Consider the following 23,735-nt stretch of genomic DNA (forward strand, 5'->3'; position numbering starts at 1 on the left):
ACGCCATGACGGGTGCGGGTGGCAGCAGAGTCGACGACATCCTCGCGCGTAGCGCGCGCCGGACACCGCGGCGGGTGGCGCTGCGCCATCAGGAGCGCGCGTGGACGTACGCCGAGCTCGACGACGCGGTGACCGCGGCGGCCGGAGTGCTCGCGGAGGAGGGGCTGCGCCGCGGTGACCGCGTCGGGGCCTACGGACACAACTCCGACGCCTACGTGATCGGCTTCCTGGCCTGCTCCCGGGCGGGCCTCGTCCATGTGCCGATCAACCACGGCCTCACGGGCGAGGACCTGAGGTACATCGTCGAACAGTCGGGCAGCGCCACCGTCCTGGCCGATCCGCACCTGCGGGACCGGCTGAGTGGCCTTTCCCGGGTGCTGCCGCTGCGCGACACCGCGGACTCGCTCCTCGACCGCGTCCGCCGCCGACAGGGGGACGGCGGGGCGGAGTTCTTCCCGGGTGCGGACGGCGGTGACGGGCTCGTCCAGCTGCTCTACACGTCCGGCACCACGGCGCTGCCGAAGGGCGCGAAGATGTCGCACCGCGCCCTGCTCCACGAGTACGCCAGCGCGATCACGGCCCTGGACCTCAAGGAGACCGACCGGCCCGTCCACTCGCTGCCGCTCTACCACTCGGCGCAGCTGCACGTCTTCCTCATGCCGTACCTCGCGGTCGGCGCCGAGAACACCCTCCTCGACGGGCCCGACCCGGAACGGATCTTCGACCTGGTGGAAGCTGGGCGGGCGGACAGCCTGTTCGCGCCGCCGACGGTGTGGATCGGCCTCGCCCACCATCCAGGCTTCGCCCGACGCGACCTGAGGGCGCTGCGCAAGGCCTACTACGGGGCGTCGATCATGCCGGTGCCGGTCCTGGAGCGGTTGCGCGCCGCGCTGCCCGGGCTCGCCTTCTACAACTGCTTCGGGCAGAGCGAGATCGGACCGCTCGCCACCGTCCTCGGGCCGGACGAGCACCAGGGGCGGATGGACTCCTGCGGGCGGCCGGTGCTCTTCGTCGAGGCCCGTGTCGTCGACGAGGACGGACGCGAGGTGCCGGACGGCACCGCGGGTGAAGTCGTCTACCGCTCGCCGCAGTTGTGCGACGGCTACTGGGACAAGCCGGAGGAGACCGCGGAGGCGTTCCGCGACGGCTGGTTCCACTCCGGGGACCTCGCGGTGCGCGACGCCGAGGGGTACTTCACGGTCGTCGACCGGGTCAAGGACGTCATCAACTCCGGGGGAGTCCTCGTCGCCTCGCGGCAGGTCGAGGACGCGCTCTACACGCATCCGGGCGTCGCGGAGGCCGCGGTGATCGGCCTCCCGGACGAGCGCTGGATCGAGGCGGTGACCGCCGTCGTCGTACGCGGCGACAAGGAGCTCACGGAGGCCGGCCTCATCGCGCACGCTCGGGACAGGCTCGCCCACTTCAAGGCTCCGAAACGGGTCCTGTTCGTCGACGAACTGCCGCGCAACGCCAGCGGCAAGATCCTCAAGAGGGAACTGCGGGACCGTTTCCGCACCGACTGACCATGCGGATGGGCCGCTTCCCCGAGGCGCGTACGGCGGGCGCCGGCGCGCGGCGCCGGCCCTTGCCCGTCGTACGGTCAGGCGCTGGCGTGATGACGCCCACCGCTCTCGGCGGACGCGCCGCCTTCGGCAGATGTGCCGCTCTCGGACGGCCCGGTGCGGTCGGCCTCGTCCCGGGCCAGCAGGGAGAGCAGCGAGGCGACGGCCAGCCCGGACTCGGCGGGGTGGCGCAGCACCTTGCTGGGGTCGATCGCGTACGTGTTGGAGCGCCCCTCCTTGGTGTGGGAGAGGTATCCGTCCTGCTCCAGGTCGGCGATGATCTTCTGAACGGCGCGTTCCGTGAGCCGGCAATGCGCGGCGATGTCACGGATACGGGCGCTGTGATCGTCGGCGATGGCCGCCAGTACGCGCGCGTGATTGGTGAGAAACGTCCATCCGGTGTGTGACTCGGGCACTCCATCCATAGGCCAACTCTATGACGAGTTATACACGGTTTCAAAAACACGTACTGGATTTCAGGTATTAGTTGACGTGTGTGCGGGGTGGAGGGCAGCCTAGGACCGGCGGTAGGCGATGAGGAGAGGAAGAGGCCATGCCGGAGCCCGCGTTCTGTTGTGAACCCCTCGTGGGGGAGGGCAGTGGTGACAGCCGTACCCGGGTTCCGCTTCCGGCACCTCCGGTTTCGCCGTCGCCCCGCCCGTCGGCGCGCCCCGCACCGGAGGCGGGCCGGGTAGCCGTGGCCGTGCGGGGCGAGCTCGACCTCGATGCCGCCCAGCGGCTCCGGTCCGAGCTGTACGGCGCCCTGAGTCGCGCCGCCGAGGGTGTCGACGTGGACCTGCGCGAGGTGGACTTCTGCGACTGCTCCGGCCTCAATCTCCTGCTCGGCCTCCGCCAGCAGGCCATGGAGCAGGGCAAGACGGTCCTCATCGCCAGGAACAGTCCCGCGATGGAGCGCGTCTTCGAGCTCACCGGCACCCGCCACCTGTTCACGCCCGCCGGGCAGACGGGCGGCCCGGATGCGGCATGCCCGGTCGTCCACGGAACGGCCGCGGACGACGCCGAGCAGGATCTGCGGAGCGTGGTGACCCAGTTGCGGCGCGCCATGCAGACCCGGCCCGCCATCGACCTGGCCCGCGGCATCCTGATGTCCTCCTTCAACCTGAGCCCGGAAGCGGCCTGGGACGTCCTGGTCACCGCCTCGCAGAACACCAACATCAAACTGCACGTGCTCGCCGGGGACGTCGTGGCGACCGTCCAGGGCTGCGCCCTGCCCGCCGCCGTCCGCAAGCAACTGGAGTCCGCGGTCGCCAAGTCGAACGCGGCGCGCTCCAGCCCGGCGACGACACCGCGGCCCGATCTCGTCGTCACCGCGGTCGACCCGGGCCCGCCGCCCGACAGCATCGCCTGACGCACCGCCCCACCAGGGCACTCCTGGCCGCACGCCTCACCCGCCCCCGGCGACGTCGACCCAGGCCGTCGCCCCGTCAGCCCCGGCCGTCCCTCTCGCGCTGATCCACGATGCGCTTGAACTTGCCCACCGACCGCTCCAGCGTCTCCGGATCGACGATCTCCACGCCCACCGAGACGCCGATGCCGTCCTTCACCGCCGCCGCGATCTCCCGGGCCGCGCTCTCGCGCCGCGCCGTCGGAGTGTCCGCGCGGGCCTCGGCCTGCACCGTCAGGGCGTCCATCCGGCCCTCCCGCGTCAGGCGCAGCTGGAAGTGCGGGGCGATGCCCGGGGTGCGCAGCACGATCTCCTCGATCTGCGTGGGGAAGAGATTGACCCCGCGCAGGATCACCATGTCGTCGCTGCGGCCCGTCACCTTCTCCATCCGCCGGAAGATCCGCGCCGTACCGGGCAGGAGCCGGGTCAGGTCCCGTGTCCGGTAACGGATGACGGGCATGGCCTCCTTCGTGAGCGCGGTGAACACCAGCTCGCCGCGCTCGCCGTCCGGCAGCGGCTCGCCCGTGACGGGGTCCACGACCTCCGGGTAGAAGTGGTCCTCCCAGATGTGCAGCCCGTCCTTGGTCTCCACGCACTCCTGCGCCACGCCGGGGCCGATCACCTCGGAGAGGCCGTAGATGTCCACGGCGTCGATCGCGAAGCGCTCCTCGATCTCCCGCCGCATCTCCTCCGTCCACGGCTCCGCGCCGAAGATGCCGACGCGCAGGGACGTCGTACGCGGATCGATGCCCTGCCGCTCGAACTCCTCGAGGAGGGTGAGCATGTACGACGGGGTCACCATGATGATCTCGGGGCGCAGGTCCTGGATCAGCCGCACCTGACGCGCCGTCATGCCGCCGGAGGCCGGGATCACCGTGCAGCCCAGCCGCTCGGCCCCGTAGTGCGCGCCGAGGCCGCCGGTGAACAGGCCGTACCCGTACGCCACATGGACCTTGTCGCCGGGCCTGCCGCCCGCCGCGCGGATCGAGCGCGCGACCACGTCCGCCCACATGGACAGGTCCTGCTCGGTGTAGCCGACGAGCGTCGGCAGCCCGGTCGTTCCACTGGAGGCATGCAGCCGGCGCACCTCCGACTGCTCGACCGCGAACATCCCGAAGGGGTAGTTGGCCCGCAGGTCGTCCTTGGTGGTGAACGGGAACCGCGCGAGGTCGGCGAGGCCGCGGCAGTCGTCGGGGTGCAGCCCCGCCTTGTCGAAGGACGCCCGGTAGAACGGGACGTTCTCGTACGCGTGCAGCAGGGTGTCCTGGAGCCGTTCCAGCTGCAGGGCCCCGAGCTCGCGCGGGCCGAGCCGTTCCGCCGCGTCGAGCAGTAGCGGCATACGCGTCATAACGAGTGCTCCCGTCCCGAACGGGCGACCGATCATTCGGTCGTCGATCTTCTGTGCAGCTCAGTAATCCAGGCCCGGCAGTAGGCGTCAAGAGATCGGGCGCGGCTGCTTTGAGCTGGGGCGCAGGGGCATGGGCCACCGTCATGGGCCAGATACGTCCGGCATTGCCCGGGCGGGCCCCGGGATGTGATGATCACCCGCATGCCGACATTCAGCGCGTACGACGGGACGGAGCTCGCCTACCACGAGAAGGGGGAGGGCGAGCCGCTGCTGTGTGTGCCGGGCGGCCCCATGCGCGCCTCCGTCTACCTCGGCGACCTCGGCGGACTCGCCGCGCGCCGCAAGCTGATCCTGCTCGACCTGCGCGGCACGGGCGACTCCGCGGTGCCGAAGGACCCGGCGACGTACCGCTGTGAGCGGCTCGTCGACGACATCGAGGCGCTGCGCGAGCACCTCGGGCTCGGCCGGGTCGACGTGCTCGGCCACTCCGCCGGCGGTGACCTCGCCACGCTGTACGCGGCCCGCCACCCGAAGCGGATCCGCACCCTCGTCCTCGTGACCCCCGCGACCTTCGCGGTGGGCGGCGTCGTGACCGTCGAGGACCGGATGGGAGCGGCCGCGCTGCGCAAGGGCGAGCCCTGGTATCCGGCGGTCGAGACGGCGCTGCGCGAGATAGCGGCGAACGGCGCCCCGAGCGCGGGCTGGGACGTCATCGCCCCGCTCACATACGGCCGTTGGGACGAGCAGGCGCAAGCCCACCGGGCGCAGAGCGCGGCGCAGAAGAACGCGGAGGCCTCCATGGCGTACTACGGCGAGGCGACCTTCGACCCGCCCGCGACCCGGGCCGCGCTCGCGGAGCTGACGGCCCCGGTGCTCGTCCTGGCGGGCGGCTTCGACGGTGGCCCGAGCCCCGCCCGCGCCGAGGAGCTCGCCGCGCTCTTCCCGGGCGGCGTGTGCCAAGTGCAGCCGGGCGGCGGGCACTTCCCGTGGCTCGACGACCCGGAGTGGTTCGTGCGACGGGTCGAAGGATTCCTCGCACAGCACTGACGGACCGACACGGCGCTGGGATTCCTCGGGCCGAAGTGTGGCGGGGTGTACGGCGGGACGGAACTCCGGCTCGTACGATGACCGGCGACCGTGCGCGGTCGCCGGACCGCCGTCACCGACCCTCAGGGGGAACCGCCGTGCGCCTCGCCGCCGACACCCGCCGCCTCGTCACCGCCGGCACGCTGGCCGCCGTCCTGCTCGCGGGCGGCGGCAAGGCAGCCGTGGCGGCGCCCGCGCAACCCACCCGGCCCGCCGCCTCCGCCGCGCCCGCGAGTTCGTATGCCCGGCTGCACGCGCTGGCCGGCCTGTCCGCGCGGCGGCTGGCCACCGCCGACCTGGTCGCCGCCGCCAAGTACGGCACGGACAGCCCCATCGACGACCCGGCCCGCGAGCGCCAGGTCCTGGAGGCGGTGGCCCGGCAGGCGGAGGAGGCGGGCGCCGACCCCGAGGCGACCGTGCGGATCTTCCGCGACCAGATCGAGGCCAACAAGGTGGTCCAGCGAGGGCTGTTCCGCCGCTGGGACGCCGACCCCTCCCAGGCCCCGAAGGAGCGGCCCGACCTCGACGAGGTCCGCGAGGAGATCAACCGCGTCAACGCCGAACTGGTACGGGGCATCGCCCTGTCGCCCGAGGCGCGGACGGCACCGTACTGCGGCGGTGTCCTGACCGTCGCGGCCGTGCGCGGGCGGCACGAGGACCGGCTCGACGGCCTGCACTCCGCCGCCCTGGGGCGGGCGCTGCGGTCAGTCTGCGCGGACTGACACACGCGGTGCGTCGCGGGGGTAGGCGGCCCACGGCAGGAAGTACTGGGTGACGGTGCCGACCGCGACGGCGTACAGCACGGTGCCGGCGCCCACCGTCCCGCCGAGCAGCCAGCCGGCCGCGAGCACGGTGAGCTCGATGACGGTGCGGACCCGCCGCAGTGAGTGGCCGGTCAGGGCGGCCGTACCCGTCATCAGCCCGTCCCGGGGGCCGGGCCCGAAGCGCGCGCCGACGTAGACGGCGACGGAGAGGCCGTTGAGGACCACCCCGCCCGCGAGCAGCCCGATCCGGGCGGGCAGGCCCAAGCCTGCGGGGAGGACGAGCAGGCCGAGGTCGGAAGAGACGGCCAGGACGGCGATGTTGGCGAAGGTCCCGAACGTCGGCCGCTGCTTCAGCGGGATCCACAGCAGTAGTACGAGCACGCCGAGCACGGCGCTGATGGTGCCGAAGCTGAGCGGCGTGCGGTGCTCCAGGCCTTCGTAGAGCACACTCCACGGGTTCACGCCGAGCGCCGCCCGGACCAGCATCGAGAGGCTGAAGCCGTAGAGGGCGAGGCCGAGCAGGAGCTGGGGCAGACGTCTCAGGGGCCGCTCGTGGAAGGGGACGTACGAGATGTCCTGCCGCATGTTCTGGCCTCCGTGCCGGGTGAGCGGGTGCGTGCTCCGAGGACTGCGGGGGAAGCCGCGGGTCTTCGGAGCCATTGCGGCCACTCTGTAGAGTGATTGGCCCGGAAAGCACAGCCAATTTCAGGAGAATGGTGTGGTCGACGCGCGCCCCCAGCGGCCCCCGGCCCCGGACGAGCGGGTCCGCAGGGCGGACCGGACGACGCTCGGCAGCCGCCAGCTCGCCGCGCTGCTGCCCGACCCCGCCGGCATGCGGCCCGCCTACCGCCATCTGGCCCGCGCCATCAGCGAGTTGATCCTGGACGGCCGGATCGCCCTGCACGTCAGGCTGCCCGCCGAACGCGAGCTGGCGGCCGCGCTCGACACCAGCAGAACCACCGTCACCGCCGTGTACGACCTGCTGCGCGAGAGCGGCTACGCGCACAGCCGTCAGGGCGCCGGCACCTGGACCGCGCTGCCCGAGGGGCGCGCCCCGCACGGCGTACGCCGATTCCTCGCGGCCGAGGACACCGCGATCGACCTGGCCAGAGCCGCGCCCGGCCTGCCGGAGCGGGAGCTCACCGACGCCCTCGCCCGGGTCGCGTCCCAGCTGGCGGCCCACGCGCACACCCCCGGCTACCACCCCTACGGCCTGCCCGAACTCCGGGCCGCCGTCGCCGAGTGCTACACCCGGCGAGGGCTCGCCACCGTGCCCGAGCAGATCCTGATCACCTCGGGCGCCCAGCACGCGCTGACCCTCGTCCTGGGTCTCCTGAGCGGCCCCGGTGACCGCGTCCTGGTCGAGAACCCCTCCTATCCGAACGCCCTGGAGGCCATGCGCCGCGGCCGGCTGCGCACGGTCTCCGTTCCCGTCACCGAAGAGGGCTGGGACAGGAGGGTCGTCGAGTCGGCATTCCGCCAGACGGTTCCCCAACTCGCTTATCTGATCCCGGACTTCCACAACCCGACCGGCTGCCTCATGCCGCCGGAGGAGCGGGCCGTGGCGCTGCGTGCCGCCCGCCGGTGCGGCTCCTGGCTCGTCGTCGACGAGACCCTCGCCGAGCTCGCCCTCGACGTACCCGCGCCGGCGCCCTTCGCCTCGCACGCCGCGCCGGGCGGCGCCGGCCAGCTCATCACCCTCGGCTCCATGAGCAAGACCCACTGGGCGGGCCTGCGCATCGGCTGGCTGCGGGCGCCCGCCCGGCTCGTCACCGAACTCGCCGGGCAGCGCGTCGCCACCGACATGGGCGGCTCCGTCCTCGACCAGCTCCTGGCCCTGGACCTCCTCGACCGGGCGGACGACCTGCTGCCCCGTCGGCTGGAGCAGCTGCGGGCGGGGCGCGCCGCGCTCACCGCCGCGCTGACCGACCACCTCCCCGGCTGGAGCTGGCACCTGCCACCCGGCGGACTGTCGCTCTGGGTGGATCTGGGCGAGCCCATCGCGTCGGCTCTGGCCGAGCGGTCGCTCGACCACGGGGTACGGATCGAGAGCGGCTCGTGCTTCGCCACCGACCCGGGCGTCTTCGAACAGCGGCTCCGCATCCCGTACACGACCGCGCCCGACACCGTGCGCGAGGCGGTGCGCCGGATGGCCGCCGCACTCGCCGACGGCCCGGTGCCGTCACCGGCCGCCGCACGCCCGCACTGGGTGGCCTGAAGCGGGGGTGCGCGGAGACGCGCGTCGCGTTCCCTCCGCGCTGGATGCGGCGGGAAGGTGGCACCGTGCCAAAATCAACATCCACCCCTCGAACCGGACGTGAAGACGCAGCTCAGGAGCTCGGAATTGGCACTGGACCTCAACCTGCTGCGCGTGCTGGACGCCCTGCTCCAGGAGAACAGCGTGACCCGCGCCGCCGAGCGGCTCGGCACGTCACCCGCGGCCGTCAGCCGCACACTGGCCCGCCTGCGCCGCGCCGTCGGCGACCCGCTGCTGGTCCGCGCCGGGCAGCGCATGGTCCCCACCCCGCGCGCCCTGGAACTCCGCGGCGAGGTCGGCGAGCTGCTCCGCAGCTGCGACGACCTCCTGCGCCCCGGGGCCGGATTCGCCGCCGCCCGGCTCCAACGCACCTTCACCGTGCAGGCCACCGACCTGCTCCTGGCGGGGCTCGCGGGCACGCTCACCGAACGGATCCACGCGGCGGCCCCGCACGTGGACGTGGTCTTCCTGCCGGAGTCGGTGGAGGGCGGCCCCGCGCTGCGACAGGGCTGGCTGGACGTCGAACTGGGCTCGCTGGGGCACCTGGATCCGGAGATCCGGACCCAGCGGCTCGCGCGGACCCGGGTGGTCGCCGTCGCCCGCAGCGGCCACCCCCTCTTCGACGGGCCGATCGACGCCCGCCGCTTCGCCGCCGCCGACCACATCGGCATCTCCCGGCTCGGCAAACGCGAGGGCCCCATCGACGGTGCCCTCGCGGCCCTCGGCCTGCGGCGCCGAACTGCGGTCGTCGTGCCCAGCCACACCAGTGCCATGGTGCTCGCCAGGAACACCGACCTCGTCGCGCTGACCCTGGACGACTGGCTCTCGGACACCATCTCGGCCCTCGGCCTGCGCACGTTCCCGATCCCGCTGGACCTGGAACCGGTGGAGCTCGGCATGGCCTGGCATCCGCGCAACTCCTCGGACCCGGGGCACCGTTGGTTCCGCACACACCTGGCGGCCGCGGTCCTGGGGGCGGAGTCCGCCGCCTAGCGGGCTACCCCGCGGCCGCCACCGTCTTCGCCCACCGGTAGTCGGCCTTGCCGCTGGGGGAGCGCTGGATGCGGTCCGTGAAGACGACGGCGCGCGGGATCTTGTAGCCCGCGAGCCGCTCACGGCAGTGCGACTGCACCGCCGCCAGGTCCAACGCCGGTGCTCCGGAACGGAGTTGGACGACCGCCGCCACCCGGCTGCCCCACCGCTCGTCGGGCACCCCGGCCACCAGCGCGTCGTACACGTCCGGATGGGATTTCAGGGCCTGCTCGACCTCCTCCGGATACACCTTTTCGCCGCCCGTGTTGATGCACTGCGAACCGCGCCCGAGCACGGTGACGATGCCGTCCTCGTCGACCGTCGCCATGTCACCGAGCAGCACCCAGCGCTCCGCGCCCTTCTGGAAGAAGGTCTCGGCGGTCTTCGCCGGGTCGTTGTAGTAGCCGAGCGGTACGTGGCCGCGCTGGGCCAGCCGGCCCGGCTCGCCCACCGGGACCGGCTCGTACGTCGCCGGATCCACTACCTGCGTCCGCTCGTTGACCTCCAGGCGGAAGCCCTTCTCCGGACCCGAGTCGTCCGTCGCCCGGCCGTTGGAACCCGACTCGGACGAGCCGAAGTTGTTCAGGAGCAGCACGTTCGGGACCAGCTCCTGGAACTGGGCGCGGACCGTCTCCGACATGATCGCCCCGGACGAGGAGACGCTGAACAACGACGACAGATCCGTGCCCTCGAGCGGGCCGCGCAGCGCGTCGATGAGCGGCCTGAGCATCGCGTCGCCGACCAGCGAGACGCTGGACACCTTCTCCTTCTCGATCGTGCGCAGCACCTCCTCGGGGACGTACTTGCGGTGCAGGGCCACCCGCTGCCCGTAGTTGAAGGCGATGAACGACGTCAGCGTCGACGTGCCGTGCATCAACGGGGGAGCGGGGAAGAAGGTGAGGCCCGGGCCGCCCGCCGCGACCCGTTCGGCCAGCTCCTCGGGGCGCTTCACCGGCTCGCCAGTGGGCTCGCCGCCGAAGAGCCCCGCGAAGAACAGGTCCTCCTGGCGCCACATCACGCCCTTGGGCATGCCGGTCGTGCCGCCGGTGTAGATGATGAAGAGGTCGTCCCCGGAGCGCGGGCCGAAGCCGCGCTCGGGGGAACCCGCCGCCTCCGCATCGGCGAAGGCCACCACGTCGAGCGGGGGAGCGTCCGCGGGCGGCGCCCCCACCCGTATCAGGTGGCGCAGCTTCTCCGTGCGCGGCAGCGCCGCCGCGACCCGCTCGGTGAACTCGGCGTCGAAGACGAGCGCCGCCAGATCCGCGTCACGGTAGAGGTAGACCAACTCCTCTTCCACGTAGCGATAGTTGACGTTGACGGGTACGAGGCGTGCCTTCAGGCAGCCGAGGACGGTCTGCAGGTACTCGACGCCGTTGTACAGGTGCAGACCCAGGTGCTCGCCGGGCCTGAGGCCGCTGTCGATGAGGTGGTGGGCGATACGGTTGGCGGCCGCGTCGAGCGCGGCGTACGTCCGCCGGTGCTCCGCGCCGGTGCCGGGGTGGTCGATGTAGACGAGCGCCTCACGGTCGGGGACCACGTCGACGACCGACTCGAACAGGTCGGCAAGGTTGTACTCCACCGCACTCCTCCTGACCCCGGTGCCCCACGGCGACGTCCGGCCCGGCGGTTCGTCGGGCCGGCTTGGCGGTCATCAGAGCAGAGCGGCCCCCAAGTGGGAAGGGCCCCCGCGGAAGAAAACTGACTGAGTGTCAGAAAACTATTGAACTGGCTCCCCGGCTACTGCAACCTGTTCCAGGTCCGGAGGCGACAGGCCGCCCGCGCGGTGGCCGTCGATGGAGGGAGCACGGCACATGGGTGGGACGGAACACCTCTCCGTGCGGCGCGAGGGCGCCACACTGATACTCACACTGAACAGGCCCGAGGCGAAGAACGCCCTGTCCCTCGCGATGCTCGTGGGCCTCTACGACGGGTGGCTCGCGGCCGACGAGGACGACGAGGTCCGCTCCATCGTGCTCACCGGCGCGGGCGGCGCGTTCTGCGCCGGCATGGACCTCAAGGCCCTCGCGGGCAAGGGCATGGAAGGCGAGCAGTACCGGGACCGCCTCCAGGCCGACCCCGATCTGCACTGGAAGGCGATGCTGCGTCACCACCGCCCCCGTAAGCCCGTCATCGCCGCGGTCGAGGGCTACTGCGTGGCAGGCGGTACGGAGATCCTCCAGGGCACCGACATCCGCGTCGCCGGTGAATCCGCCACCTTCGGGCTCTTCGAGGTCCGGCGCGGACTCTTCCCCATCGGCGGGTCGACCGTGCGGCTGCCCCGGCAGATCCCGCGGACGCACGCCCTGGAGATGCTGCTCACCGGGCGGCCCTACTCGGCGGCGGAGGCGGCCGCCGTCGGCCTCGTCGGACACGTCGTACCGGACGGCACGGCGCTGGAGAAGGCGCTGGTCATCGCCGAGCAGATCAACGCGTGCGGGCCACTGGCCGTGGAGGCGGTCAAGGCCTCCGTCTACGAGGCCGCGGAGCTGACGGAGACCGAGGGCCTCGCGGCCGAACTGAAGCGGGGCTGGCCCGTCTTCGACACGGCCGATGCCAAGGAGGGCTCCCGGGCCTTCGCGGAGAAGCGCGCCCCCGTCTTCCGGCGCGCGTAGCCCTCACCCCGACCGCGAGGCCGCCGTGGCCGGCCGCGCGGTCCCCGCGCCCCCCCTCCGGGGCGCCCCGTCGTCGCATGAAACGGAGTCCCGGTCATGGCATCAGCGTCCCCCGAAGTCCTGCGCGCCCCGCTGGTCGTCGAGTTCCCCTTCACCCGGTCCCTCGGGCCTGTACAGAGCGCCTTCCTCACCGGGCTGCGCGAACGCACCCTGCTCGGGGTCAGGACCGGCGACGGACGCACCCTCGTGCCACCCGTCGAGTACGACCCGGTGACCGCCGAGGAGATACGCGACCTGGTGGAGGTCGCCCCCACCGGCACCGTCACCACCTGGGCCTGGAACCACGACCCCCGCCGCGGCCAGCCCCTCGACACCCCCTTCGCCTGGGTCCTGGTACGGCTCGACGGCGCCGACACCGCGCTGCTCCACGCCCTGGACGCCCCGGGCCCCGACGCCGTCCGCACCGGGATGCGCGTCCGCGTCCGCTGGACCGCCGAACGCGTCGGCGCCATCACCGACATCGCCTGCTTCGAACCGTACGAGGAAGCCGGCGCAGCAGCCGAAAGCGCCCCGCACAGCGGGGAGTTCGCCGATCCCGTCACCGGGATAGTCGCCGCCGCCCGGCTCGACTACACCTACTCGCCCGGCCGTGCCCAGAGCGCCTACATCCACGCCCTCTCCGAGCGCAAGACCGTCGGTGAGCGCTGCCCCTCCTGCCACAAGGTGTACGTCCCGCCGCGCGGCGCCTGCCCCACCTGCGGGGTCGGCACGGTGGAGCGGGTCGAGGTCGGGCCGCGCGGCACCGTCACCACGTACTGCATCGTCAACATCAAGGCGAGGAACCTCGACATCGAAGTGCCCTACGTCTACGCGCACATCGCGCTGGACGGTGCCGACCTCGCCCTGCACGCACGCATCGCCGGCATCCCCTACGACGAGGTCCGCATGGGCCTGCGCGTCGAACCCGTGTGGACCGAGGGCGGCCGCTACCCCGACCACTACCGGCCCACGGGTGAGCCCGACGCCGACTACGACACGTACAAGGAGCTGGTCTGATGGCGCCCCGCAAGCCGACTGTGATGCGACCCGTCCGCGACGTCGCCGTCGTCGCCTTCGGGCAGAGCGACCACCTGCGCACCACCGACGAGCTCTCCGAGGTCGAGATGCTCATGCCGGTACTGCACGAGGTCCTCGCCGCGACCGGCCTGAAGACCAGCGACATCGGATTCACCTGCTCCGGCTCCTCCGACTACCTCGCGGGCCGCGCCTTCTCCTTCACGATGGCACTCGACGGGGTGGGCGCCTGGCCGCCGATCTCGGAGTCGCACGTCGAGATGGACGGCGCCTGGGCGCTGTACGAGGCATGGGTGAAGCTGCAGACCGGCGAGGCCGACACCGCGCTCGTCTACGCCTACGGCAAGTCCTCGCCCGGGTCCGTGCGCGACGTGCTGACCCGCCAGCTCGACCCGTACTACGTGGCCCCGCTCTGGCCGGACTCCGTGGCGCTCGCCGCCCTCCAGGCGCAGGCCCTGATCGACGCGGGCGAGACGGACGAGCCCGCGCTGGCCGGCGTCGCGCGCCGCAGCCGTGCCGACGCGGCGGGCAACTCCCATGCGCAGCTGAGCGGTTCGGTCGCCCAGGGCGAGTACGCCGTCCGCCCCCTGCGCACCGGGGACTGCCCGCCGATCGGTGACGGAGCGGCCGCCGTGATCCTGGCCGCGGGGGACCGGGCCAGGGAGCTGTGCGAACGGCCGGCCTGGATCCGGGGCATCGACCACCGCATCGAGGCCCACGCCCTGGGCGTGCGGGACCTCACCGACTCGCCCTCGACACGACTGGCCGCCGAACGCGCCGGAGTCTTCGAACGTCCCGTGGACACCGCGGAGTTGCACGCCCCGTTCACCTCCCAGGAGGTCGTCCTGCGCAAGGCCCTCGAACTTGGCGACGACGTGACGGTCAACCCCTCCGGCGGCGCCCTCGCCGCCAACCCCGTGATGGCCGCCGGGCTGATCCGGCTCGGCGAGGCGGCCGCCCGCATCCACCGGGGCGCCTCGGACCGGGCCGTCGCGCACGCCACGTCCGGGCCCTGCCTGCAGCAGAACCTGGTCGCCGTCCTGGAAGGAGACGCACGATGAGCACTCCGGTGGGCAAGGAGCCCGTGGCCGTCGTCGGGATCGGACAGACCAGACACGTGGCCGCGCGGCGGGACGTGTCGATCGCCGGACTGGTCCGGGAGGCCGCTCAAGCCGCCTTGACGGACGCCGAGTTGACGTGGGCGGACATCGACGCCGTCGTCATCGGCAAGGCCCCGGACTTCTTCGAGGGCGTCATGATGCCGGAGCTGTACCTCGCGGACGCCCTCGGCGCCGTCGGCAAACCCATGCTCCGCGTCCACACGGCGGGCTCCGTCGGCGGCTCCACCGCGCTGGTCGCCGCCAACCTGGTCGCGGGCCGCGTGCACGGCACCGTCCTCACCCTCGCCTTCGAAAAACAGTCGGAATCGAACGCGATGTGGGGCCTCTCCCTGCCCATCCCCTTCCAGCAACCGCTGCTCGCGGGAGCCGGCGGATTCTTCGCCCCGCACGTGCGCGCCTACATGCGGCGCACCGGCGCGCCCGACACGGTTGGCTCGCTCGTCGCGTACAAGGACCGCCGCAACGCCCTGAAGAACCCCTGCGCCCACCTCCACGAGCAGGACATCACGCTGGAGAAGGTGCAGGCGTCACCGATGCTGTGGGACCCGATCCGCTACTCGGAGACCTGCCCGTCCTCCGACGGCGCCTGCGCGATGGTCCTCACCGACCGTGCGGGCGCGGCCCGTTCACCCCGGCCGCCGGCCTGGATGCACGGCGGGGCGATGCGCAGCGAGCCGACCCTCTTCGCGGGCAAGGACTTCGTCTCCCCGCAGGCGGGCAAGGACTGCGCCGCCGACGTCTACCGGCAGGCCGGCATCGCGGACCCGCGCCGGGAGATCGACGCCGTCGAGATGTACGTGCCGTTCTCCTGGTACGAGCCGATGTGGCTGGAGAACCTCGGCTTCGCGGCGGAGGGCGAGGGGTGGAAGCTCACCGAGGCCGGAGTGACGGAACTCGACGGCGACCTTCCGGTGAACATGTCCGGCGGTGTCCTGTCGACCAATCCCATCGGCGCCTCCGGGATGATCCGCTTCGCCGAGGCGGCGCTCCAGGTGCGCGGTCAGGCGGGGGAGCACCAAGTCGACGGCGCTCGTAAGGCGCTGGGCCACGCCTACGGAGGCGGCTCGCAGTTCTTCGCCATGTGGCTGGTCGGCGTCGAACCCCCCACCACCTGACGGCACCCGGCCCGCCAGGCGAACCGGAGTCCTGCCCTCGCGGCCTGTCCGGCGCCCGGAGCGAAAGCTAGGCTGGCGCCGGACGACGCATTCGGGAGGAGCACGGACGTGGCCGACAGCACCATTCAGCACCATCCACTCGCGGGCTGGGACAAGCCGGAGCTCGACCTCAGCACGGCGGACTGGCGATCGAGCAGCGAGGGGCAGGGCGATGTGGAGATCGCCTTCGTCGAGGGCTTCGTCGCGATGCGCAACGGTCGGCGCCCCGAGAGCCCTTCCCTCATCTTCACCCCGGCGGAGTGGGGAGCCTTCGTCCATGGCGCCCGCGCGGGCGAGTTCGACCTGACGTAGGCCGGCGCGCGCTTCTCGTGGTCAGGACGCACGGCCCGTCCGGCACCGACGCGGTGCCGGACGGGCCGTGCCGGTGAGGAGGCCGTCCCTCGCTTCCCCCGCCGCGCCCGCCGCCGGTGCTCCGTGGCTGGTCGCGCCGCGCCCGGCGGTCCGCGAGGGCGCCCCGCCCCCGCGTCGGGAAAGGCCGGAGGCCACGTACCATGGGCGCATGTCCTTCCTCCGCCGCCGCAGCTCCGCCACTCCCGCGGGCCCGGACTTCGACGTCCTGGCCATGGACCCCGGTGACTGGCCCGGCAATCTCGGCGCGGGCCTGCTGCCCGCCCCCGACGGCAGCTGCCAGGGCGTCTTCCTGCGGTACGACCTGTTCGGCGGCCGAGGCCCCGCGATGATCATCGGCAACCTCCCCGAGGGCTCGCCCGCCCGCGAGACCGCCGAGGGCGAGGTCCCCTTCGAGGTGGCCCAGCTGCTCCTGGCCCTGGAGAACGACGAGGAGGTCACCGTCGTCTCGTCCGAGGACCTGCCGGTGATGCAGGGGGACAACCTCCTCATCGTGCGCCGCCTCAAGCTCTCCGAGAGCCGGATTTCCTGCGTGCAGTTCGACCGCAGTGACAACGTCCTGGTGACCATCGCCGCCTGGGACCGTCCGATCACCGACGACCTGTACGCACTGCTCAAGCCGCTGCCCGCCGAGCTGTTCCAGCAGGGCTGAGCCGCCGCCCGCGCGCCGGGGCTCGCCCCGCGCATCCGCACTTCCTTCCGCGCACTGCCCCGATCCGGTCCAGGGATCGGGGCAGTTTTGTGTCGTGCTCTTGCCAGCCAGTCATCGGACTTTTAACGTGACCGGTCATGACTCAGGGGACCCACGGGATTACGCGCAGGACGACCATGAAGTCCGCGCTCGGCAGTGCTGCCGGGCTCGCCGCAGGGAGTGGCGCACTTGCGGCCGCCGGCCCCGGAGTGGCGGCCGCCGAGGAAGCGAAGCGCGACACCTCCGATGAATTGACGCTCTGGTACGACAGACCTGCCGGTGACTGGGAGCGGGAGGCCCTGCCCATCGGCAACGGGACGCTCGGCGCCATGGTCTTCGGCACCCTCAGCTCCGAACGGCTCCAGTTCAACGAGAAGACCCTGTGGACCGGCGGCCCGGGCTCCCGGGACGGCTACGACTTCGGCAACTGGCGCACGCCCCGGCCCGGTGCGCTCGACGCCGTCCGCGACGACCTCGCCGCGCGGGGGCGGCTGACCCCCGACGACGTGGCCGCGCGGCTCGGCCAGCCACGCCGCGGCTACGGCGCCCACCAGACCTTCGGCGACCTCCACATCGACGTGGCCGGCGCCCCAGCGGCGTCCGACACCTCCTACCGCCGCACCCTCGACCTGCGACAGGGCCTCGCGACCGTCACGTACCGCCAGGAACACACGGGGCACCGAAGGGAGTTCTTCGCCTCGTACCCCGACGGGGTGATCGTCGGACGACTCTCCGCCGACCGGCCCGCGCAGCTCACCTGCACGCTCCGCCACTCCTCGCCGCGCGCCGACTGCACCGCCACCGCGCACGACGACCGGATCGCCGTCCGGGGCGAACTCGCCGACAACGCGCTGAAGTTCGAGGCCCAACTGCGCGTGGTGCAGCAGGGCGGGACGCGCGTCGCGCACGACGACGGGGGCATCACGGTGACCGGCGCCGACCACCTGTGGTTCGTACTCGCGGCGGGCACGGACTACGCCGACACCTTCCCCGCGTACCGGCGCGAGGACCCGCACGCCGCCGTCACCCGCACCGTCGACAAGGCCATCGCGACGGGCCACGCCGCGCTGCGCGCCCGCCATCTGCGCGACCACCGCGCCCTGTTCGACCGCGTCACCCTGGACATCGGGCAGGCGCTCCCCGACGGCATGCCCACGGACCGGCTGCTGAAGGAGTACGGGGCGGCGTCCGCCGGGGCCGACCCGCAGGCGGCAGCTGCCGCCGACCGCGCGCTGGAGGCGCTCTTCTTCCAGTACGGCCGCTACCTCCTCATCGCCTCGTCGCGCGCCGGCTCACTGCCCGCCAACCTCCAGGGCGTCTGGAACAACAGCACCACTCCGCCGTGGTCGGCCGACTACCACACCAACATCAACCTCCAGATGAACTACTGGCTCGCCGAGGCCGCCAACCTCCCCGAGACGACCGCCCCCTACGACCGCTTCGTCGAGGCGCTGCGCGCGCCCGGCCGGCGTACCGCCGAGGAGATGTTCGGCAGCCGCGGCTGGGTCGTGCACAACGAGACCAACCCCTACGGCTTCACCGGGGTGCACGACTGGGCGACGTCCTTCTGGTTCCCCGAGGCCGCCGCCTGGCTCACCGCCCAGCTCTACGAGCACTACCGCTTCGGCGGCTCCACGGACTACCTGCGCGCCACCGCGTACCCGGCGATGAAGGAGGCCGCCGAGTTCTGGCTCGACAACCTGCGCACCGACCCGCGCGACGGCACCCTCGTCGTCACGCCCAGCTACTCGCCCGAGCACGGCGACTTCACCGCGGGCGGCGCGATGGCCCAGCAGATCGTCCACGACCTGCTGACGAACACCCTCGAAGCGGCCCGGGTGCTCGGCGACTCACCGGCGTTCCGCGCCGACCTCGAGAAGACCCTGGACGGCCTGGATCCGGGCCTGCGCATCGGCTCCTGGGGCCAGCTCCAGGAGTGGAAGGCGGATCTGGACGGCCGCACGGACGACCACCGCCACGTCTCGCACCTCTACGCCCTGCACCCCGGACGGCAGATCGAACCCGGCAGCACGTGGGCGGAGGCGGCGAAGGTCTCCCTCACGGCGCGCGGCGACGGCGGCACCGGCTGGTCCAAGGCCTGGAAGATCAATTTCTGGGCGCGGCTGTACGACGGCGACCACGCGCACAGGATGCTCGGCGAACAGCTCAAGTCCTCGACGCTGCCCAACCTCTGGGACACCCACCCGCCCTTCCAGATCGACGGGAACTTCGGCGCGACGTCGGGCATCGTCGAAATGCTGGTGCAGAGCCAGCACGACGTGATCGAGATCCTGCCCGCCCTGCCGACGACCTGGCCGAAGGGTTCGGTCCGCGGACTGCGGGTACGCGGCGGCGCGACCGTCGACATCGACTGGGCGTCGGGCCGCGCCACCCGCATCGTCCTGAAGGCGTCACGCACACGGGAACTGATCCTGCGCAGCACGCTGTTCGACGCGGGCAAGGGCAAGGGCAAGGACAACGGCGAGAAAAGCGTGAAGGCGCAGGCGGGCCGACGATATGTCTTCGACTGACCTTGTCCTTCGGCGATGCGTGCGGGGCGGGACCGCACGTGCGAAGAAATGTGCAGAACGGTCGTTACCAAGTCGGACAGGTCCGTTCGGGTGATGTGCTCGGCGGTGTCACCGGCCGTGCGCCGGAGCGCACAAGCGCTTGCCATTGATCTTTCAACGGGTGGGTGTAGAGCTCAGTGAATGTCAGGGTCACGACTTTTATGAGCTGCTGAGACGTTCAGGCAATGGTTACGGAAATGTCCGTGATTCGTAACTGATCCTGGTCGGCCTGCCGGAGGCGTCACCGAAGCTTCACAGTTTGGTTCCTCGGCCCACACCGGACCGGGAACTCGTACCGCGCACCCACCAGTCTCGGTATCGGCTGGTGGAGCACTGCTCTTGAGGGGACAGCACCATGTCTGCTTCTTCGACCGCCCGCCGCATCGCCGCCACGGCCGTGACCGTCGGCGCCGTCATCTCGACCGTCGCGCTGCCGGCCGCCGCCGCCGACCACGGCCACCACCGGCAGCCGCAGGTCGCGATCAGCGGTGTCCAGGCCGACAGCCCCGGCCGTGACGACAACTCCAACCGGTCGCGGAACGCCGAATGGGTCAAGGTCACCAACACCACCCGGCACTCGGTGAACCTGAAGGGCTGGACGCTGCGCAACCGCGACGGCCAGACCTACCACTTCCGAAACGTCTGGCTCGCCGGCCGGTCGTCGGTCAAGGTCCACACCGGAGTGGGCCACGACACCCGCGCCGACCTCTACCAGGACCGTCGCCACTACGTGTGGGACAACCACGCCGACAAGGCGATCCTGCGCAACGACCACGACCGCACCGTGGACGTGAAGTCCTGGGGCCGCGGGGGACACCACCACAACCACCACTGACCCTTCCACGGGGTGAGTGAGTGATCCCGTCCGCGCCGGGCAGCCTGTGCTGCCCGGCGCGGACGTGCGCGGGTCGCGGGGCGACCGGTTCCGGCAGGCCCACTGGAACGACGACTTCGGAGCGGCTGGTTCAGGCGCTCACATCGATGCGCTCAGCAACGGCGGCACCGGCGGAGTGGGCACCGCCTGAGCGCATGAGGCCAGGCCGCCGACGGTCCCTCGTATGCCACGCGCGGGATGCGGCACGGCGGACGCACCGCTGCACTGGAGACTCCACGTACCGATTGGAGTGAGGTTCATGCGTACTCGTCGACTTCTCACCGCGGGCATGACCACCGTGACCGTCCTGATGATCGGCGCCGGCACCGCGATGGCCGACGACCCCGCCGCGACCACCCAGGGCGGCAAGGGGGGCGGAGGCCTGCTGGGCGGCCTCCTCGACGGTCTCCTCGGCGGACTCCTGGGCGGGCTTCTCTGAATCCCCCGATCCGCCTCTTCGAGGAGAACGCGTGCGCCGGTGGCACGCACCCCTTTCCGCATCGCAGGAGAGGGGCCGGTCGTACGTCGGGTCCGGGCCTGCCCCTTGCAGACCCGGACCCGACGCTCATCTGACGTCGCTAAGCGGCCGACCGCACCACCTTCACGTCGGCGGCCCGCACGTACCCGACCCGGTGCCCGTACTGGATCACGTAGTACATGTCCTTGCCGCGCACCACCTTGTGCGGCGCCGTGTCGAACGTCGGGGCGTAGAAGTACTCGCCCGGCACCTTGTCGCCGATCACGTACTTCTGGCCCGCGAGGATCTTGTACGGCAGGGGTGAGACGGTCTGCACGGGCACGCCCGCCGGGTACGCCTCCTTCTCCGGGTACGCGCGTCCGTACACGGGGACCTCGGCCGCGCCGTCCTTCGGCGTCACCACGGAGCCTCGCGCGTCCACCGCGGTGGGCTGCTGCTCCGGGTTCTTGAACCAGGCCTTCTGGCCCAGGTACCAGACGGCCGTCCAGTCGCCCTGGCGGTCGGCCACCGCGTACTGCTGGCCGGTGGAGAGCCGCGCGCCCGTGTCGTTCACGTCGATCGTGGAGTCCTGGCCGCCGGGGCGCCTGCCGATGTCCTTGACCAGTGGCGCGTCGTCGCGCGGCTCGGTGTGCACGCGCACCGCGGCCGAACCGTGCGGCGCGCACGTCTCACCGGGCTTGACGCAACCCGTGTACTCAGTACGGTTCTTGGCGTAGTCGGGGGCGATGGTGACCAGCCCGCCGCCCTTGCCCTTCGTGGCCTTGAACGGCTTGCCGAGCAGCGTGAAGTAGTGCTGCCAGTCCCAGTACGGCCCCGGGTCGGTGTGCATCCCGGGGATCGACGACGTCACCGTGCCCTGGACGTTGTCGTGGCCGAGGATGTGCTGGCGGTCCAGCGGGATGCCGTACTTCTTAACGAGGTACTTCACCAGCCGCGAGGACGTGCGGTACATCGCCTCCGTGTACCAGGTGTCGGGCGCGGTGAGGAACCCCTCGTGCTCCAGGCCGATCGACTTGGAGTTCACGTACCAGTTGCCCGCGTGCCAGGCGACGTCCTTCGCCTTGACGTGCTGGGCGATGTGGCCGTCGGTGGAACGCAGGGTGTAGTGCCACGACACGTAGGTCGGGTCCTGCACCAGGTTCAGGACGCCCTCCCACCGGCCCTCGGTGTCGTGGATGACGATCGAGTCGATGCTCTGGCTCTTCGGCCGGTCCGCCAGGTCGTGGTTGCCGTAGTCCGGGTTGCCCTGCGGGTCCTTGAACTCCTCGTACGGCGCCGGGATCCACTCGCACGACACCGTCTTCGGGCACTCCGTCTGGCCGGCCGGCGCCTTGCGCAGCCCCATCCGTCGCACCTGTGCGGCATCGGGCCTGAGCCCCGGCACCGGGGCGAGCGCCACCCGCTGACCGGAGTCCGTGGTGCGCCGCTCGCCGTCACGCATCACCGCGAACACGTCGTTGGCGTACGTGGCCGCCGTGGCCTCATCGTCCGCCCCGGAGAAGCGGGCGATCGCGCCGTACCAGTCGGCCGGATCGCCGCTCAGGGGTTTGCCGAGCCCCCGCTGGGCCGCCGCGAGCAGCGCCGCGCCACCCGCGACGTTCGCGGCGGGATCGGTGCGGAGCTGCTGCGCGGACTTGCCGGTCAGCTTCGCCGCGCGGGGCAATGTCTTGAGCCGCGCGGGGAGTTCGGACTCCGCGGGCACCTCGGTGGTGGGCGGCGCGGCCGGGCGGGATGTGTCGCCGCGCGCGTCCTCCGTGCCCTCGCTGTGGTGCGGGGCCGAGGCCAGGGCGGTGCGGGCGTCGGTCAGATGCATGGGGCCGTAGCCGCCGGTGACGCTGGCCGCGCCGCCGTGCCCGTCCCAGCGCGACTGCAGGTACGAGACGCCGAGCAGCACGCTCTGCGGTACGCGGTACTCGGTGGCGGCGGCCGCGAAGGCCTCCTGCAGCCCGTCCGCCGAGGTCGGTCGGGGCGCGCCCGAGGAGGGAGCCGCGCCGAGCAGCGGTACCAGCAGGCCGGCCGCCGCGAGGGCGCCTGCCGTCCTGACGGTACGTCTGCGCGCGGACGGGGTGGGGGCGGTGCCGGATGCTCGCAATGCAGCCTCCTGGGACTTCTGGGCCGGTGAAGCGTGACGGGGCGTGCGGGGCCGGGCGTGGGTCAGTGGTACCGGCTCTCCGACGATCCGTCAATCATGCCCAGGGCACGGGATTTCCCATGTCAGCGCGGGGTTCGGCGGGTTGGGGTCGGGTTTTCGCCACAGGCGGCGGCACCGCCTGCGTCGCGTCAGTGGCGTGGACCAATGAGGGGGTGGGGGGCTCCACGAGATCCACCTGTTCGGTGGAGCCTTCCGGTCGCCGGCCTCAGTCGAGGACCGCGGTGGCCTCCACCTCGACCAGGTGGGCGGGTATGTCCAGCGCCGCGACGCCCAGCAGGGTGCCGGGCGGCACCGGAGTGACCCCCAGCTTCGCGGCGGCCCTGGCCACGCCCTCCAGGAACAGGGGCATCTTCTCCGGCACCCAGTCGACGACGTGGACGGTCAGTTTCGCCACGTCGGCGAAGGAGCCGCCGATCGCGGACAGGGCGGTCCCGATGTTGAGGTAGCACTGCTCGACCTGCGCGGCGAGGTCGCCCTCGCCGACCGTGACACCGTCGGCGTCCCAGGAGACCTGCCCCGCGATGTGGACGAGGCGGGACCCGGACGCGATCGAGACCTGATGGTAGGGGGCGACTTCCGGCAGGCCGCTCGGGTTCACCAGGGTGATGGTCATGCTGTGCCGCCCTCTCGTGTGCGGGGCCCGTACGCGTCGCTCGTGGACATGGTGCGTACGCGTCCCTCGTCGTTACTCCAAAACCGTAGGAGAGCCGCCGCTGACGTGGAAGAACGCACTTCTGGGTGACCGAGGAACCTGATGGTGACCCAACAGGTCGGTGCGGGTCCGGCCCGCTCGCGGTTCACGGGGTGTCGCCGGACCAGTCGAAGCGGCCCGGGTCGCGCGGGCGCGGCCCGTATGTCGCCCGTCCTCCGGCTCCGAAGCGCCCCAGCTCCGTCGGGAGCGCGACGCCCGTGTCGATCTCCTCCGGTGTCCACCCGGTGATGTCGAGCAGCAGCCCGTCCAGCGGCCCGCCGACGAGTTCGGCGTAGCGCTGTCCCGGCCGCGGGCCCGGCTGCTCGTGATCCTGGCCGTACACCCGGCCGCGCAGCAGCTGCTCATCGTCGCTGTCCATACGGTCCAGCGTCTCAGCCACCACTGACAGCGACCCCGGGGGCCAGCCCTTCGCATTCGCTTGCATAAAGTGTGGAATGTCGTTACGCGATAGACTTCAAAGCGGCGCAGGGACGA

At 71.9% G+C, this 23,735-nt stretch carries 23 protein-coding genes; 16 read left to right on the forward strand and 7 right to left on the reverse strand.

Annotated features, from left to right (window positions below; all coding sequences use genetic code 11):
- Window positions 1-5: 5 nt before the first annotated feature.
- Window positions 6-1,523 carry an acyl-CoA synthetase gene (locus tag ACZ6B8_RS25615; protein WP_471608784.1) on the forward strand — a complete coding sequence of 506 codons (1,518 nt, stop codon included), beginning with the start codon at window positions 6-8 and terminating at the stop codon, window positions 1,521-1,523.
- 77 nt (window positions 1,524-1,600) lie between these two features.
- Here ACZ6B8_RS25615 and ACZ6B8_RS25620 read toward each other — a convergent pair whose 3' ends face one another.
- The gene (locus ACZ6B8_RS25620; RefSeq protein WP_471608785.1) at window positions 1,601-1,987 is read right to left on the reverse strand and encodes a helix-turn-helix transcriptional regulator; all 387 of its coding nucleotides are present in this window, start codon (window positions 1,985-1,987) and stop codon (window positions 1,601-1,603) included.
- Window positions 1,988-2,259: 272 nt separating this feature from the next.
- Here ACZ6B8_RS25620 and ACZ6B8_RS25625 point away from each other — a divergent pair, with 272 nt between their 5' ends.
- Window positions 2,260-2,931, forward strand: a complete 672-nt coding sequence (locus ACZ6B8_RS25625; protein WP_471071283.1) for an anti-sigma factor antagonist — start codon at window positions 2,260-2,262, stop codon at window positions 2,929-2,931.
- 76 nt (window positions 2,932-3,007) lie between these two features.
- Here ACZ6B8_RS25625 and paaK read toward each other — a convergent pair whose 3' ends face one another.
- Window positions 3,008-4,306 carry a phenylacetate--CoA ligase PaaK gene (gene paaK / locus ACZ6B8_RS25630; RefSeq protein ID WP_471608920.1) on the reverse strand — a complete coding sequence of 433 codons (1,299 nt, stop codon included), beginning with the start codon at window positions 4,304-4,306 and terminating at the stop codon, window positions 3,008-3,010.
- 210 nt (window positions 4,307-4,516) lie between these two features.
- Here paaK and ACZ6B8_RS25635 point away from each other — a divergent pair, with 210 nt between their 5' ends.
- Entirely contained in the window at window positions 4,517-5,362 is an 846-nt protein-coding gene (locus ACZ6B8_RS25635; protein WP_471608786.1) for an alpha/beta fold hydrolase, read from the forward strand.
- 137 nt (window positions 5,363-5,499) lie between these two features.
- Complete coding sequence (aroQ, locus tag ACZ6B8_RS25640) at window positions 5,500-6,123, forward strand: gamma subclass chorismate mutase AroQ (RefSeq protein WP_471608787.1); 624 nt, start codon at window positions 5,500-5,502, stop codon at window positions 6,121-6,123.
- Here aroQ and yczE read toward each other — a convergent pair.
- On the reverse strand, window positions 6,106-6,825 hold the full coding sequence (yczE, locus tag ACZ6B8_RS25645) for a membrane protein YczE (protein WP_471071271.1): 720 nt from the start codon (window positions 6,823-6,825) through the stop codon (window positions 6,106-6,108). The genes aroQ and yczE overlap by 18 nt on opposite strands.
- Window positions 6,826-6,883: 58 nt before the next feature.
- Here yczE and yczR point away from each other — a divergent pair, with 58 nt between their 5' ends.
- Window positions 6,884-8,383 carry a MocR-like transcription factor YczR gene (gene yczR / locus ACZ6B8_RS25650; protein ID WP_471071270.1) on the forward strand — a complete coding sequence of 500 codons (1,500 nt, stop codon included), beginning with the start codon at window positions 6,884-6,886 and terminating at the stop codon, window positions 8,381-8,383.
- Window positions 8,384-8,515: 132 nt separating this feature from the next.
- Window positions 8,516-9,415, forward strand: coding sequence for a LysR family transcriptional regulator (locus tag ACZ6B8_RS25655; RefSeq protein ID WP_471073440.1), 900 nt, complete (start codon window positions 8,516-8,518; stop codon window positions 9,413-9,415).
- A 4-nt stretch (window positions 9,416-9,419) separates the two neighbouring features.
- On the opposite strand, the gene ACZ6B8_RS25660 is transcribed toward ACZ6B8_RS25655, so the two are convergent.
- Window positions 9,420-11,033: an acyl-CoA synthetase gene (locus tag ACZ6B8_RS25660; protein WP_471608788.1), complete on the reverse strand. Its 1,614-nt coding sequence runs from the start codon at window positions 11,031-11,033 to the stop codon at window positions 9,420-9,422.
- A gap of 232 nt (window positions 11,034-11,265) precedes the next feature.
- On the opposite strand from ACZ6B8_RS25660, the gene ACZ6B8_RS25665 reads away from it, so the two are divergent.
- The 10 genes from ACZ6B8_RS25665 (at window position 11,266) to ACZ6B8_RS25710 (ending at window position 20,358) form a co-directional block, all read left to right on the forward strand.
- Window positions 11,266-12,066, forward strand: coding sequence for a crotonase/enoyl-CoA hydratase family protein (locus tag ACZ6B8_RS25665; protein ID WP_471071264.1), 801 nt, complete (start codon window positions 11,266-11,268; stop codon window positions 12,064-12,066).
- A 96-nt stretch (window positions 12,067-12,162) separates the two neighbouring features.
- The gene (locus ACZ6B8_RS25670) at window positions 12,163-13,122 is read left to right on the forward strand and encodes a Zn-ribbon domain-containing OB-fold protein (protein ID WP_471608789.1); all 960 of its coding nucleotides are present in this window, start codon (window positions 12,163-12,165) and stop codon (window positions 13,120-13,122) included.
- A complete protein-coding gene (locus tag ACZ6B8_RS25675) occupies window positions 13,122-14,201 on the forward strand; it encodes a thiolase domain-containing protein (RefSeq protein ID WP_471608790.1) in 1,080 nt (359 codons plus the stop codon). The genes ACZ6B8_RS25670 and ACZ6B8_RS25675 overlap by 1 nt, the downstream gene beginning before the upstream one ends.
- A gap of 8 nt (window positions 14,202-14,209) precedes the next feature.
- Window positions 14,210-15,376, forward strand: a complete 1,167-nt coding sequence (locus ACZ6B8_RS25680) for a thiolase domain-containing protein (protein ID WP_471608921.1) — start codon at window positions 14,210-14,212, stop codon at window positions 15,374-15,376.
- Window positions 15,377-15,484: 108 nt separating this feature from the next.
- Window positions 15,485-15,727, forward strand: coding sequence for a DUF397 domain-containing protein (locus ACZ6B8_RS25685; protein WP_471071254.1), 243 nt, complete (start codon window positions 15,485-15,487; stop codon window positions 15,725-15,727).
- Window positions 15,728-15,935: 208 nt separating this feature from the next.
- Window positions 15,936-16,436: a hypothetical protein gene (locus tag ACZ6B8_RS25690; RefSeq protein WP_355809099.1), complete on the forward strand. Its 501-nt coding sequence runs from the start codon at window positions 15,936-15,938 to the stop codon at window positions 16,434-16,436.
- Between the two features lie 176 nt (window positions 16,437-16,612).
- On the forward strand, window positions 16,613-19,006 hold the full coding sequence (locus ACZ6B8_RS25695) for a glycoside hydrolase family 95 protein (RefSeq protein ID WP_471608922.1): 2,394 nt from the start codon (window positions 16,613-16,615) through the stop codon (window positions 19,004-19,006).
- Between the two features lie 394 nt (window positions 19,007-19,400).
- The gene (locus tag ACZ6B8_RS25700) at window positions 19,401-19,880 is read left to right on the forward strand and encodes a lamin tail domain-containing protein (protein WP_471071250.1); all 480 of its coding nucleotides are present in this window, start codon (window positions 19,401-19,403) and stop codon (window positions 19,878-19,880) included.
- A gap of 16 nt (window positions 19,881-19,896) precedes the next feature.
- The gene (locus ACZ6B8_RS25705) at window positions 19,897-20,070 is read left to right on the forward strand and encodes a hypothetical protein (RefSeq protein WP_471071247.1); all 174 of its coding nucleotides are present in this window, start codon (window positions 19,897-19,899) and stop codon (window positions 20,068-20,070) included.
- A 108-nt stretch (window positions 20,071-20,178) separates the two neighbouring features.
- A complete protein-coding gene (locus ACZ6B8_RS25710) occupies window positions 20,179-20,358 on the forward strand; it encodes a hypothetical protein (protein ID WP_471608791.1) in 180 nt (59 codons plus the stop codon).
- A gap of 139 nt (window positions 20,359-20,497) precedes the next feature.
- Here ACZ6B8_RS25710 and ACZ6B8_RS25715 read toward each other — a convergent pair whose 3' ends face one another.
- The 3 genes from ACZ6B8_RS25715 to ACZ6B8_RS25725 all read right to left on the reverse strand — a co-directional run bounded on the left by ACZ6B8_RS25715 (window position 20,498) and on the right by ACZ6B8_RS25725 (window position 23,619).
- A complete protein-coding gene (locus tag ACZ6B8_RS25715; RefSeq protein ID WP_471608792.1) occupies window positions 20,498-22,489 on the reverse strand; it encodes an N-acetylmuramoyl-L-alanine amidase in 1,992 nt (663 codons plus the stop codon).
- Between the two features lie 265 nt (window positions 22,490-22,754).
- A complete protein-coding gene (locus tag ACZ6B8_RS25720) occupies window positions 22,755-23,162 on the reverse strand; it encodes a RidA family protein (protein ID WP_471071238.1) in 408 nt (135 codons plus the stop codon).
- A 184-nt stretch (window positions 23,163-23,346) separates the two neighbouring features.
- Complete coding sequence (locus ACZ6B8_RS25725; RefSeq protein ID WP_471071234.1) at window positions 23,347-23,619, reverse strand: hypothetical protein; 273 nt, start codon at window positions 23,617-23,619, stop codon at window positions 23,347-23,349.
- Window positions 23,620-23,735 lie beyond the last annotated feature (116 nt).

The sequence above is a fragment of the Streptomyces sp. NPDC041122 genome (assembly GCF_055592445.1).

Coding starts and splice junctions, on each gene's coding strand:
- ACZ6B8_RS25615 (WP_471608784.1), top strand. CDS start 6: ATGACGGGTGCGGGTGGCAGCAGAGTCGACGACATCCTCGCGCGTAGC.
- ACZ6B8_RS25620 (WP_471608785.1), bottom strand. CDS start 1,987: ATGGATGGAGTGCCCGAGTCACACACCGGATGGACGTTTCTCACCAAT.
- paaK (WP_471608920.1), bottom strand. CDS start 4,306: ATGCCGCTACTGCTCGACGCGGCGGAACGGCTCGGCCCGCGCGAGCTC.
- ACZ6B8_RS25635 (WP_471608786.1), top strand. CDS start 4,517: ATGCCGACATTCAGCGCGTACGACGGGACGGAGCTCGCCTACCACGAG.
- yczE (WP_471071271.1), bottom strand. CDS start 6,825: ATGGCTCCGAAGACCCGCGGCTTCCCCCGCAGTCCTCGGAGCACGCAC.
- ACZ6B8_RS25665 (WP_471071264.1), top strand. CDS start 11,266: ATGGGTGGGACGGAACACCTCTCCGTGCGGCGCGAGGGCGCCACACTG.
- ACZ6B8_RS25670 (WP_471608789.1), top strand. CDS start 12,163: ATGGCATCAGCGTCCCCCGAAGTCCTGCGCGCCCCGCTGGTCGTCGAG.
- ACZ6B8_RS25675 (WP_471608790.1), top strand. CDS start 13,122: ATGGCGCCCCGCAAGCCGACTGTGATGCGACCCGTCCGCGACGTCGCC.
- ACZ6B8_RS25690 (WP_355809099.1), top strand. CDS start 15,936: ATGTCCTTCCTCCGCCGCCGCAGCTCCGCCACTCCCGCGGGCCCGGAC.
- ACZ6B8_RS25695 (WP_471608922.1), top strand. CDS start 16,613: ATGAAGTCCGCGCTCGGCAGTGCTGCCGGGCTCGCCGCAGGGAGTGGC.
- ACZ6B8_RS25700 (WP_471071250.1), top strand. CDS start 19,401: ATGTCTGCTTCTTCGACCGCCCGCCGCATCGCCGCCACGGCCGTGACC.
- ACZ6B8_RS25710 (WP_471608791.1), top strand. CDS start 20,179: ATGCGTACTCGTCGACTTCTCACCGCGGGCATGACCACCGTGACCGTC.
- ACZ6B8_RS25720 (WP_471071238.1), bottom strand. CDS start 23,162: ATGACCATCACCCTGGTGAACCCGAGCGGCCTGCCGGAAGTCGCCCCC.
- ACZ6B8_RS25725 (WP_471071234.1), bottom strand. CDS start 23,619: ATGGACAGCGACGATGAGCAGCTGCTGCGCGGCCGGGTGTACGGCCAG.